Source organism: Actinacidiphila sp. bgisy144 (assembly GCF_057708105.1).
The window spans coordinates 58,286-70,809 of the sequence record NZ_JBYIRM010000010.1; the positions used below are offsets into that span (position 1 = coordinate 58,286).

Sequence of the window (12,524 nt, forward strand, 5' to 3'; positions counted from 1 at the left end):
AGCCGCAGTTGCTCAGGGGCGCGGGGAACTGCGCGACCAGCCACAGCGGACCGTCAGATCCGGCACCCCCAGGACGGGGCACCCCGGGGGCACCCGGCTTACCCGCGGAGCGGCCAGTTCGGGTCCACCACAGCGGCAGCGTCCTTGCGGCGCAGCCACCCCTGGAAGTCCTCCGCCCACGCCGCGTACCAGGCCCGCTGCTTGTCCTGGAGCTCCCACAGATCGGCCTCCCCCGCTTCGGCGTACCGCAGCGCCACCGCCCGGGCCACCCGGACCGCCGCGAGGGCGTCGGCGCCCGCCTCGTGGGCGCCGTCGAGCACCACTCCGTAGACCCCGCAGGCGGCTTCGAGCGTCCGCTTGCCGCGGCGGTAGCGGTCCAGCGCCCGGTCGATGACGAGCGGGTCGATCACCGGTCCGGCGGTGCCGCCCTGCGCGGTGAGCCGGGGCAGTGCGTACCGCGCCAACTCCTCGTCCAGCAGGGTGAGGTCGAAGGGCGCGTTGTAGACGACGACCGGCACCCGCGCCGCCCAGTAGCCCCGCAGCGCGTCCGCGACCTCGGCGACGACCTCGGCGGCGGGCCGCCCCTCCGCGGTGGCCCGCTCGGTGCTGACGCCGTGTATGGCGGTGGTCTCCGCCGGGATGGGCACGCCCGGGTCGGCGAGCCACCCGCGGTGCCGAACCGGCTCCCCCGCCTTGACCTCCGTGACCGCCGCGGTCACGATGCGGGCCTGCCGCGGATCGGTCCCCGTGGTCTCCAGGTCGAAGCCGACCAGCAGATCCTCGTGCCATGCCATGGCGTGTCCTTCCAGCCGTTCTCCCCCGTGTGCCCAGCCATCATCGCCTGAAGCACTGACACTCCGGCCCCGGGGCCGGGCCGTTGACGCACCGGGCGCGTGGTAGGGAGCGGGGGCGGGTCAGGACACCGGGCGGGAGTCGGCCCAGATGCCCTCGAACTCCTCGCGGTAGACGTCGAACAGGCCGCCCTCGGCCGGTGTGTCGCCGCCCACCACCCGCCGGTTGCCGCCGCGCAGCAGCATCACCGGCACCTCCATGCCGCGGGCCCGGCGCAGATAGGTCTGCACGACCGCGAGGCCGTCGGTGCTGTCCCCGTCCACCAGGTACGCGGTGCAGCGCGGTGTCTCGTCGAACACCTGGATCTCGAAGGCGCCCTGGTCGCGCACCCGGGCCCGGACCCGCCGCATGTGCAGGATGTTCATCTCCACCGCGCGGCCCAGCTCGCCGCGGCCGAGGCCGAGTTCGCGCTCGCGGCGGCGCACCGCGCTGCTGGCGGGGTTGAGGAAGAGCAGCCGCACCCGGCAGCCGGACTCCGCGAGGCGGACCAGCCGCCGCCCGGAGTAGTTCTGCACCAGCAGGTTCAGGCCGATGCCGACCGCGTCCAGCCGCCGGGCCCCGGCGAACAGGTCCTCGACCGGCAGTTGGCGCTGGAGGCGCACCCGGTCGGGGTAGACGCCGATCACGTCGGAGTAGCGGTCGGCGACCAGTTCCTCCACGGCGTCCACCGGCAGCCGCTGCGCGGCCGTACGCGCCGGGCCCGAGCCCAGCGTCTCCAGCAGCCGTGCGCAGGCCCGCTCGGCCTGGTCCAGCACCGTGCGGGACAGCGCCCGGTTGCGGGAGACCACGTGCCGGGCCACTTCGAGTTCGTCCAGGGCGAGTTCGAGGTCGCGCCGGTCGTCGAAGTAGGGTTCGAAGCAGGGCCAGTGCTGCACCAGCAGCTCGCGCAGCTGCGGCAGCGTCAGGAAGCTGAGGACGTTGTCGTCGGCGGGGTCGAGCAGGAAGCCCTTGCGGCGGCTGACCTCGCGCACCGCGACGGCCCGCTGCACCCACTCGTGGCCGGCCGGACCGGCCGCGGCGACCACCCACTCCTCGCCGTGCACCGGCTCGTAGATGGGCCGCAGCACCGCGTTGACCACCGCGCGCAGCCGCTGCTCGACCAGGTTCAGCCAGACGTAGGCGCGGCCGGCCCGGCGGGCACGGGTGCGCACCTCGGCCCAGTCCTCGGCGCCCCAGTCCAGTTCGGTGCCGATCTCCACCGGCGCGGCGACGGAGACCACGCCCGGCAGCGTGGCGGCCTCGCCGTCCGGGGCCTCCCCCGGGGCGTGCCGGTCACCCTGCTCGCCGCCACCCGGGAGCATCAGACCTCCGGACGTCTCCACGTCACCGCCTCCCACCCCCGTCCACGATCAAGGAAGGGTACTGCGGTGCGGGGGGCGTCGCAGCCGGAACGACCTTACTTGACTACTAGCAGACAACCCCATCACCCCTTCCGTCGCAGGCTGTTGCGACGATGTCACTCTCGGGAGAGGTGGGATGGGAAGATGCTGTCGCAACGTCACTCCCGGCGGGCGGTCACCCTCCGCGCGGCCGGTTCCCCGGAGCGGAAGAGTCCTCACATGCAAGTCTGGCCGGGTCATTCCTACCCGCTCGGCGCCACCTACGACGGCGCGGGCACCAACTTCGCCGTCTTCTCCGAGGTGGCGACGCGGATCGAACTGTGCCTCCTGCACGACGACGGCACCGAGACCGCGGTGGAGCTGCGCGAGGCGGACGCCTTCGTCCGGCACGCCTACCTGCCCGGGGTGATGCCCGGCCAGCGCTACGGCTTCCGGGTGCACGGCCCGTACGACCCGGCGCGCGGCCACCGCTGCAACGCCGCGAAGCTGCTGCTGGACCCGTACGCGAAGGCGATGAGCGGCGGCATCGACTGGGACGAGTCGGTCTACGGCTACCGGTTCGGCCAACCCGACTCCCGCAACGACCTGGACTCCGCCGCGCACACGATGTCCTCGGTGGTCGTCAATCCGTACTTCGACTGGGCCGACGACCGCCCGCCGCGCATTGAGTACCACAAGACGATCATCTACGAGGCCCACGTCAAGGGCCTGACGATGACGCACCCGGGGCTGCCGGAGGAGATCCGCGGCACCTACGCGGCGCTCGCGCACCCGTCGGTCATCAGCCACCTGGTCGAACTCGGCGTCACCACGCTGGAACTGATGCCGGTGCACCAGTTCGTCCAGGACCACCGGCTGGCCGACGCCGGGCTCGCCAACTACTGGGGCTACAACACCATCGGGTTCTTCGCCCCGCACAACGGCTACTCCTCGCTGGGCGACCGCGGCCAGCAGGTGCTGGAGTTCAAGACGGCGGTGCGCGCGCTGCACCGCGCGGGCATCGAGGTGATCCTCGACGTGGTCTACAACCACACCGCCGAGGGCAGCCACCTGGGCCCCACGCTGTCGCTGCGCGGCCTGGACAACGCGTCGTACTACCGGCTCGGCGGCGACAAGCGCTACTACACGGACACCACCGGCACCGGCAACAGCCTGCTGATGCGCAGCCCGCACGTGCTCCAGCTGATCATGGACAGCCTGCGCTACTGGGTGACGGAGATGCACGTCGACGGCTTCCGCTTCGACCTGGCGGCCACGCTGGCCCGGCAGTTCCACGAGGTGGACCGGCTGTCGTCCTTCTTCGACCTGGTGCAGCAGGACCCGGTGGTCTCCCAGGTGAAGCTGATCGCCGAGCCGTGGGACGTCGGCGAGGGCGGCTACCAGGTCGGCAACTTCCCGCCGCTGTGGACGGAGTGGAACGGCAAGTTCCGCGACACCGTGCGCGACCTGTGGCGCGGCGAGAGCGCCACCCTGGCGGAGTTCGGCTCCCGGCTGACCGGCTCCTCCGACCTCTACCAGGACGACGGCCGCCGCCCGCTCGCCTCGATCAACTTCGTCACCTGCCACGACGGCTTCACCCTGCGCGACCTGGTCTCCTACGACGAGAAGCACAACGAGGGCAACGGCGAGGGCAACCGGGACGGCGAGAGCCACAACCGGTCCTGGAACTGCGGCGCCGAGGGGCCGACCGAGGACCGGGCGGTGCAGGCGCTGCGGCTGCGCCAGATGCGGAACTTCGTGGCCACCCTGATGCTCTCCCAGGGCGTGCCGATGCTCAGCCACGGCGACGAGTTCGGGCGCACCCAGCGCGGCAACAACAACGTGTACTGCCAGGACAACGAACTGGCGTGGATCGCCTGGCCCGGCAAGCCCGGCGGCGGCCAGGCGGACGACGACGCGCTGAAGCTGCACGAGTTCGTGAAGACGATGGTGTGGCTGCGCCGCGACCACCCGGTCTTCCGGCGCCGCCGCTTCTTCCACGGCCGCCCGGTGCAGGGCACCCATGACGAGCTGTCGGACATCGCCTGGTTCACCCCGGACGGGCGGGAGATGACGCAGCTGGACTGGCAGGCGGCGCACGCCAGGTCGCTGGTGGTCTTCCTCAACGGCAACGCGATCTCCGAGCCGGGCCCGCGCGGGGAGCCGATCACCGACGACTCGTTCCTGCTGCTGTTCAACGCCGCCCCGCGCGCCCTGGAGTTCGTGCTGCCGGTCAACCACGGCAAGGAGTGGCAGCTCGTGGTCGACACCGAGCGGCCGGACGGGGTGCCGCCGGGCGCCGGCGAGCGGGTCGCGGCCGGGGACCGGCTGCTGCTGGCCGACCGCAGCATCGTGGTGCTCCAGCGGCCGGCGGACTGACCCGGACGGGTGGTGCGGGCACGCCGGGTCCGGGGCGCGGCTCGGCGCGCCGGGGCGGGGTGTCCCGGGCAGATCCGGTCAGATCCGGGGTAAAGAAGACCATATGACGGCTTCCCCGGCTCCTTCAGCGGCTCCCGCCCCGCCCGGCGCGGACCCGGCGGTCCCCGCCTCGACCTACCGGCTCCAGCTGCAACCGGGCTTCACCTTCGCCGACGCGGCGGCCCGGGTCCCGTACCTGGCCGCGCTCGGGGTCACCCATCTGCACCTGTCACCGGTGCTGGAGGCGGTACCCGGCTCGACGCACGGCTACGACGTGGTGGACCACACGCGGGTACGGGCCGAGCTGGGCGGCGAGCAGGGGCTGCGGGAGCTGTCCGCGCGGGCCCGGGCGCACGGCCTGGGGCTGGTGCTGGACGTGGTGCCCAACCACATGGCCGTCCCGGCGCCGGAGCACCTCAACGGCCCGCTGTGGGAGGTGCTGCGGGACGGGCCCGGCTCTCGGTACGCGGACTGGTTCGACATCGACTGGGCCGCGCGGGGCGGGCGGGTGCTGCTGCCGGTGCTGGGCGAGCCGCTGCCGGACGTGCTGGGCGCGCTCGCGGTGGTGGCCGACAAGCGCGCCGAACGGTCGGACCCGGGGTCCGGGTCCGGCGGCGGCCGGGTGCTGGCGTACTACGAGCACCGGTTCCCGCTGCGGCCCGGCACCGAGGACCTGCCGCTGCCCGAGCTGGTGGCCGCCCAGCACTACGAGCTCGCGTACTGGCGCACGGCCCGCACCGACCTCAACTACCGCCGCTTCTTCACCATCTCCGACCTGATCGCGGTCCGCGTGGAGCGGCCGGAGGTGTTCGAGGCGACCCACGCGACGGTGCTGCGGCTGCTGCGGGAGGGCGTCGCCGACGGCCTGCGGATCGACCACCCGGACGGGCTGGCCGACCCGGCGGGCTACCTGCGGCAGTTGGCGGCCGCGAGCGGGGGCCGCTGGACGGTGGTGGAGAAGATCCTCCAGCGCGGCGAGGAGCTGCCGCGGGGATGGGCGTGCGCGGGCACCACCGGGTACGACGCGCTCGACCGGATCGACGGGCTGTTCACCGACCCGGACGGGGCCGCGCAGCTGGCGGACTTCTACCGGGAGTTCACCGGGGTGCCCGACGACGAGGGCGGCCGGTGGGAGGCGACGGTGCGGCGGGCCGCCCACCGGGTGGTGGGCCGGGACCTGGCCGCGGAGGTCGCCCGGCTGGCGCGGAGCGCGGACCGCGCCCGCCGCGCCGGGCAGCCGGTAAGCCCTGCGCACCAGGAAGACGCCCCTTACGCACGCTCCGGCGTGCGCGGGGACGCAGGCTCCGCGGTAAGCCCTGCGCGCCGGGAGGACACCCCTTACCCGTCACCGTACGCGCCCGAGGTGCTCGCGGAGGCGCTGCGCGAACTGCTGGTGCGCGTCCCGGTCTACCGCACGTACGTCCGGCCCGGCGCCGAACCCGCGGGCACGGACGTCGCGCTGCTCACCGCCGCCGCGCGGCAGGCGGCGGAGGAGGCCGGCCCGCGGCTGGCCCCCGCGCTCGCCCTGCTCCGCGACCTCGCGCTGGGGCGGCCCGCCGCCGCCGGCTGTGCGCCCGGCCCGGACGCCGACGACGTCGCGGTCCGCTTCCCGCAGGTCGCCTCCGCGCTGCACGCCAAGTCCGTGGAGGACGCCGCGTTCTACCGCTACGGGCCGCTGCTGCCGCTGTGCGAGGTCGGCCGCGACCCCGGGGCGCCGGCCGTCTCCCCCGCCGAGTTCCACGCCTCCTGCCGGCAGCGGCAGCGCACCTGGCCGGCCACCGGCACCGTGCTGTCCACGCACGACACCAAGCGCAGCGCCGACCTGCGGCTGCGGCTCGCCGTGCTGTCCGAGCGGCCCGGCGCCTGGCGGGAGTGGCTGACCGCCGGGGCGGGCCCCGCCGCGCCGGACCGGCACACCGAGTACACCCTGTACCAGACCGCGGTCGGGCTCGGCGCCTCCTGCACCCCCGAGCGGCTGGTGCCCGCCGCCCTGAAGGCCGTACGCGAGGCGGGCCTGCGCACCACCTGGACCGAGCAGGACGCGGACTACGAGGCGGCGGTCGCCGACTTCGCCCGGCAGGGCCCCTGCGGCGCGCGGCAGCCGGACGTGGCCGCCTTCGCCGCCGACCTGGCACCGTACGCGGAGGCGAACACGCTGGGCGCGGCCCTACTGCACCTCACGATGCCCGGCGTGCCCGACCTCTACCAGGGCACCGAGTTCCCGGTGTTCACCCTTGTCGACCCCGACAACCGCGAGCCCCTGGCCGCACCCGCGCCCGGCGCGTCCGAGGGGGCCAAGCCGCGGCTGACCGCCGTCGCCCTGCGGCTGCGCCGCGACCACCCCGAGTGGTACGGCCCGCACGCCGCCTACGCCCCCCTGTACGCCGAGGGCCCCGCCGCCGAGCACTGCGTCGCCTTCCTCCGCGGCGGCGGCGCGCTGACCGTGGTGACCCGCCTGTCCGCGCGGCTGGCCGAGTCCGGCGGCTGGCGCGGCACCGCTCTCCCCCTCCCCCCGGGCCGCTGGCGCGACCGCCTCGGCGGCGCCGTCCACGAAGGCGCGGTCCCCCTCACCGCCCTCCTCGCCACCGCCCCGGCAGCCCTCCTCACCCGCGACGCATGACCCGCCCACCCGCGTGCCTCCTGGCGGACGCGCACCCGGAGCGTTCAGACGGTCTGCCAGGGGTTCGTCCCGTAGCAGTCCACGAGCAGGTTCGTCACCTCGGGATCGACGGTCAACGCCGCCTCGTCGATGCCCGCGACCGGGACGGCCGGCGAGATCGAGTTCGTGAGGAAGGCCGCGAGGGCGGGGGTGCCGGACGCCCAGGCTCCCAGCTCGCGACGGTGGATCTCCCGCCGGCCGGACGGGATGCCCTTGGCCGCCAGCCCGCGCTGGAGCAGTTGCATCGTGATGCCCGGCAGTACGGCGGCCTCGGGCCAGACGACCCGCTCGCCGTCGAAGAAGCCGATGTTCGAGATCGACGCTTCGCTGACGCGGCCGTGGCGATCGGTGAACAGCGCGTCGTCGTACCCGGCGCGCACCGCCTGGCGCCGGTGGCGGACGAGCCCGAACGTCCCGGCGTGCTTGACGTGGGGCAGGTCCCGCTCGTACGCCACCGTCCGCAGCCGCACCGGTGAGGTCCGCGCCGCAAGAGGCGCGCTCATCGCCACGGCCACGTCCGGCTCCACGTCCTCGCCGCGCACCACGGCCTCGTGGTGGCGGCTGAAGACGGTCACCCGGACCGTCGCCCCGTCCGGGCGGTCACGGAGCGCGTGCCGCACGCAGGAGCGCACCCGGTCGGCGTCCAGTCCCGTTCCGAACAGCTCCCGCGTACTGCCGTCCAACCGCTTCAGGTGCAGATCCAGTCCGCGGACCGCCCGGTCCCGCGCCTGCATCGAGGAGAAGTGCGCGTAGGTGGCCCGCGCGAGCACCCTCAGATCCTCCGCGTCCGCTTCGGCACCGTTTACTTCCACCCGGTCGATGACGCACCCCTCCCTCGCCCGGCCCCGCGGCCGTTCCCCGACCACCTTAGGTACCGCCCCGACGTCAAGGAACCGGGCCATGTGTGACAGATGGCGTCGCCCCGCCCGAGCAGCGGGGCCGGCGGGGTCCCTCCCAGGCGAAGCTCTGGGGGGAACAGGCTGCGCCCCCGACCGGCAACGCTGGGGGCGCCCCCGCCGGAGGCAAGGGGAGGGCATGCGCGCCGGCCCCGGCCCCGCGGCCGTTCCCCGACCACCCTAGGTACCGCCAGGGCGTCAAGGAACCGGGCCGTGTCGGACAAACGACGCCTTCCCGCCCGAGCAGCGGGGCCGGCGGGGCCTGGTACTCCCCCGAGGCCCCCGACCGCGAGGCGCAGGGCGGGGGTCCCTCCCAGGCGAAGCTCAGGGGGAAACAGGCTGCGCCCCCGACCGGCAACGCTGGGGGGAGGGCATGCGCGCCGGACGCGGCCGGGCGGGATGCGTCGGAGACGGCCTAAGGCAGGGCCGCGGTGATCGCGGTCAGGTAGGCGCGGACGGGGCCGGCGGTGAACATGCCGGTGGCCGCGCCCGCGAGTTCCGAGGCGGCCGGGAGGAGGCGGGCGCGGGCCTGGCGCAGGGCGGGCGGGTCGCGGAGTTCGGCGGCGAGGGCGGCCTGGAGGCAGCACAGGGCCTCGTACGTGAGGTCGGCCGGTGGTTCGGGCAGCGCGGCCAGCGCCTGGCGGGCGGCGGGGCGGTCCCCGGCGCGCAGCAGGAGGAAGGGTTCGGCCCAGGGTCGGTACGGGCCCCAGTCCGCGCCGGGGTCCGCCCCTTCCGCGGCGGCCGCGACCGCCCCGGCGCCGAGCCCGCTGCCGTCCCCGCCCGACAGGCGCAGGCACAGCAGCGCCAGCGGCAGCAGGCCGCGCCGCACCCCCGGCATGCCCGCGCCTTCCAGGCGGGCGTCGGCGGCCCGGTAGGCGGCCTCGGCCGGTCCGGAGCGTCCGGCGGCGGCGAGCCGCAGCGCCGCGTACCACCCGGTGAAGACCCCGACGAGCGGCAGTTCGTGCCGCTCGGCCAGGCGGTCGGCCGCGGCGGCGTGCGCGTCGGCGGCGGCGAGGTCGGCGAGCGCCGCGCGGGCCTGCATCCGGATCAGGTGCCCGAGCACCTCGAAGGTGGGCAGGTCGTGCCGGGCGGCGAGCGCCACCAGTTCCGCACCGACCTCGTCCCGGCGCGGCGCGCGGCCGGCCCGGGTGCAGGACTGCATGAAGACGCCGTTGAGCGCGTACGCGAGCAGCGCGGGGTCGTCCAGCCGTCGGGCGATCTCCTCGGCCGCGCGCGCCGCCTGGGGGCCGCGCGGGGAGCGGGTGCCGCGCGTCTCCACCGCGACGGTCGCGAGCAGCCGGCAGCGCGCGGCGTCGTACGCGGCGGCCGGCGGCAGCGCGGCGAGGGTCCGTTCGGCCGCGGCGACGATCCGCGCGGCGGCCTGCGGGTCGTCGCCGCGCGGCCAGACCGCGGGGACGTCGTAGCCGCCGATGACGCGGGTGGTCAGCTCGGGGTCGCCGAGTTCCTCCGCGGCGCTGATCGCCGCGAGCCGGTGCCGCCGGGCGGCCTCCAGGCCGCCGCCCCCGGTCACCGCGAGGTTGCGGATCAGGCCGACGGCCGACTCCAGCCGGGCCCGGGCGCCGCCGCCCACCGTGCGGTCGTAGGCCGCGGCCGCCTCCCGCCACAGCAGGTCGGCGGCGGTGGCGGGCGCATCCGTCGGCCCGGCATTCGTCAGCCCGGCGTCCGTCGGCAGGTCCAGGTGCGGGTCCTGCGCCAGGATGTCCGCCTCCAGGCGGCGCAGCCGCGCCCCGGGGTCCAGGCCCAGCCGCCCGGCCAGGGTCTCCCGGGCCCGGCGGAGCACCGCCAGCGCGTCGGCCTGGCGGCCGGAGCGGTACAGCGCCAGCGCCAGCAGCCGCCACGCCTCCTCCCGCCAGGGGTGGTCGGCGAGGTGCGCGTCCAGGTCGGGTACGGCCTGTTCGGCGCGGCCCAGCGCGAGCCGGGCCGCGGCCCTGCGCTCCTCGCCCTGGAGCCGCAGTTCGGCCAGCCGGGCGCGTTCGGTGTCCGCCCAGCGGGCACCGGCGAACTCCGCGTACGCCGGGCCGCGCCACAGGCCGAGCGCCTCCTCCAGGCGTTCCAGCGCCGGGCCGGGCGGCAGTTCGGCGGCGGCCGTCAGCGCCGCCTCGAACCGCCAGGCGTCCACCGCGTCCGGCCGCGCCCGCAGCGCGTACCCGGGTCCTTCCGTGACCAGCAGCCGCGCCGGGGCCCGCGGCGGCCGCTCGGGCTCCAGCGCCTTGCGCAGCGCGGCCACGAACGTCTGCACGGCCCCGACCGCCCCCTGCGGCGGCTCCTCCTCCCACAGGTCCGCGACCAGCTGACGCACCGGCACCACCCGCCGCCGCGCCACCAGCAGCCGCGCGACCACCGCCGTGTGCCGCGGCCCCCGCAGCCCTACCCGCGCCCCGCCCCGCTCCGCCACGACGGCCCCGAGCACCCCGAACTCCACCTCCGCCATCCCCCCACGCTACGTCCCCGCCCCGCCTTCTCCCGCCGCGAACCCCCGCCCCGCCGCATAGCGGCCCGGCGCCACCCCGGTGGTGCGGCGGAAGGCGTTGCTGAAGGCGCTCGCCGACCCGTAGCCGACGCCGTGGGCGATCGCGTCGAGCGTCTGCCCGCCGCGGCCCAGCGCGTCCTTGGCCAGCGCGATGCGCCAGGCGAGCAGGTACTCCATCGGGGTGGTGCCGACCCGGGCGGCGAACCGCTCGGCGAACACCGAGCGCGACATGCGGGCCACCGCCGCCAGCGCGGCCACCGTCCACGGCCGGCGGACGTCGGCGTGCAGCGCGTGCAGCGCGGCGGCGACCGGTGGGTCGGCGAGCCCGCCGAGCAGGCCCGGCGGCACGTCCCGGGGGCGGCCGCCGGGGTCCGCGGCGCCGTGGCCGCGCAGCGCCTCCACGAGCATGATCTCGACCAGGCGCGGCAGGACGTAGCCCGCGCCGGGCCGGTCGGCGGCCGCCTCGTCGCCGATCAGGTCGAGGAGTTGCGCGATCCGGCGGGTGCCGGGCTCCGCGCCCCGCAGGTGGACGCGGCCGGGCATCAGGGCGCGCAGCAGGTGGGCGTTGGCCGGGTCGGTCAGGAAGTGGCCGCCGGTCAGCCGGCAGGGCTCGCCCGTACCGTCGCCGACGGTCACCGCGTGGTCGGGGGAACGCTCCAGCAGCGCGTCGCCGTCCGCGGCCGGGGTGTCGGGGTCGGCGGCGAAGGTGAAGCCGTCCGGCGGCGCGCAGATCAGCAGGAAGTCGCCCTCGGCGAGCGCGAGTCGGGGTCCGGCGCCGAGGAGCAGGCAGCTGCCGCGGGTCACCGTGCCGAAGGTGATGTCGTCGCCCGCGGGGAAGCGGACCGCCCAGCGGCCGGTGCCCTCGATCCGCTTGCGCAGCACGGCGTGCGGCCGGATGAGGCGGATCAGGTCGGTCAGCGGATCAGCCATCCCGGACGCCCACTCCTCTCGGACGATCGCTCATCATTGGCGGACTATTGATGATAGACAGTCCGCCGTCTGCTTTCCATCCTGGAGACATGACTGATCGACATCACCCCAGGACGGTTCTGGTGACCGGCGGCGCGTCCGGTCTCGGCAAGGCGACGGTGGCGGCGTTCCTGGCCCGCGGCTGGAACGTGGCCGCCACGGCACGGCGCCCCGGCGCCGCGGACCGCCCGGACCCGGCCGGCAACCTGCTGCTCCTGCCCATGGACGTACGCGACGAGGAATCGGTGGGCGCCGCCGTCGAACGGGCCGCCGAGCGGTTCGGCCGCATCGACTGCCTGGTCAACAACGCGGGCGCCGGGCTGCTCTCGGTCTTCGAGGCCACCCCGATGACCGCCGTGCGGGACCTGTTCGAGACGAACGTCTTCGGCGTGATGCGGGTGACCCGGGCGGTGCTGCCGCACTTCGCGGCGCAGGGCGGCGGCCGGGTGGTCAACGTGTCCTCCGGCGCCGGCATCGCGCCCGAACCGCTCATGTCGCTGTACTCCGCGACCAAGTTCGCCGTCGAGGGCTTCACCGAGTCCCTGCGCCACGAGCTGGCCGTGCGCGGCGTCACCGTCAAGCTCGTCGAACCCGGCCTGGTGCCGGGCACCGGTTTCGTCCGGAACACCGAGGAGGCGTCCCGCACCGTGCCCGTGCCGCCCGCGTACGCCGGCTATGTGCGGCAGGCCGTGGCGCGCTACCAGGAGGGCGTCCCCGCCGGCGTGGCGACACCGGAGGCGGTGGCCGAGGCGGTCGCCGCCGCGGCCGAGGAGCCCGCGGACCGGCTGCGGCACCTGGTCGGCGAGGACGTGGAGGAGGCAGCCCGGATGCGGCGGGAGACGTCCGAGTGGGAGTACGAGGAGTGGGCGCTCGCGCGGGCCGCCGCCGGGTGACGGCGGCGCGGAGGCCGGGCGGGACGG

8 protein-coding genes are annotated in these 12,524 nt (G+C 75.6%); 3 read left to right on the forward strand and 5 right to left on the reverse strand.

Annotation, left to right across the window (positions count from 1 at the left end):
* Positions 1–98: 98 nt before the first annotated feature.
* Both AC3EVP_RS14085 and AC3EVP_RS14090 read right to left on the reverse strand, forming a co-directional pair.
* Entirely contained in the window at positions 99–794 is a 696-nt protein-coding gene (locus AC3EVP_RS14085) for an exonuclease domain-containing protein (RefSeq protein ID WP_335984346.1), read from the reverse strand.
* A gap of 120 nt (positions 795–914) precedes the next feature.
* Positions 915–2,153 carry an SAV2148 family HEPN domain-containing protein gene (locus tag AC3EVP_RS14090; RefSeq protein ID WP_335984352.1) on the reverse strand — a complete coding sequence of 413 codons (1,239 nt, stop codon included), beginning with the start codon at positions 2,151–2,153 and terminating at the stop codon, positions 915–917.
* Between the two features lie 258 nt (positions 2,154–2,411).
* Here AC3EVP_RS14090 and glgX point away from each other — a divergent pair, with 258 nt between their 5' ends.
* Both glgX and AC3EVP_RS14100 read left to right on the forward strand, forming a co-directional pair.
* Positions 2,412–4,550: a glycogen debranching protein GlgX gene (glgX, locus tag AC3EVP_RS14095; RefSeq protein ID WP_435129937.1), complete on the forward strand. Its 2,139-nt coding sequence runs from the start codon at positions 2,412–2,414 to the stop codon at positions 4,548–4,550.
* Positions 4,551–4,653: 103 nt separating this feature from the next.
* Complete coding sequence (locus AC3EVP_RS14100) at positions 4,654–7,209, forward strand: alpha-amylase family glycosyl hydrolase (RefSeq protein WP_435129940.1); 2,556 nt, start codon at positions 4,654–4,656, stop codon at positions 7,207–7,209.
* A 44-nt stretch (positions 7,210–7,253) separates the two neighbouring features.
* On the opposite strand, the gene AC3EVP_RS14105 is transcribed toward AC3EVP_RS14100, so the two are convergent.
* From AC3EVP_RS14105 to AC3EVP_RS14115, 3 genes are all read right to left on the reverse strand, one after another.
* Positions 7,254–8,060, reverse strand: a complete 807-nt coding sequence (locus tag AC3EVP_RS14105) for an aminotransferase class IV family protein (protein ID WP_435129943.1) — start codon at positions 8,058–8,060, stop codon at positions 7,254–7,256.
* A gap of 499 nt (positions 8,061–8,559) precedes the next feature.
* Positions 8,560–10,596: an AfsR/SARP family transcriptional regulator gene (locus AC3EVP_RS14110; protein ID WP_435129946.1), complete on the reverse strand. Its 2,037-nt coding sequence runs from the start codon at positions 10,594–10,596 to the stop codon at positions 8,560–8,562.
* A 9-nt stretch (positions 10,597–10,605) separates the two neighbouring features.
* On the reverse strand, positions 10,606–11,565 hold the full coding sequence (locus AC3EVP_RS14115; protein ID WP_435129949.1) for an AraC family transcriptional regulator: 960 nt from the start codon (positions 11,563–11,565) through the stop codon (positions 10,606–10,608).
* Positions 11,566–11,654: 89 nt separating this feature from the next.
* Here AC3EVP_RS14115 and AC3EVP_RS14120 point away from each other — a divergent pair, with 89 nt between their 5' ends.
* Entirely contained in the window at positions 11,655–12,497 is an 843-nt protein-coding gene (locus AC3EVP_RS14120; RefSeq protein ID WP_435129952.1) for an SDR family oxidoreductase, read from the forward strand.
* Positions 12,498–12,524 lie beyond the last annotated feature (27 nt).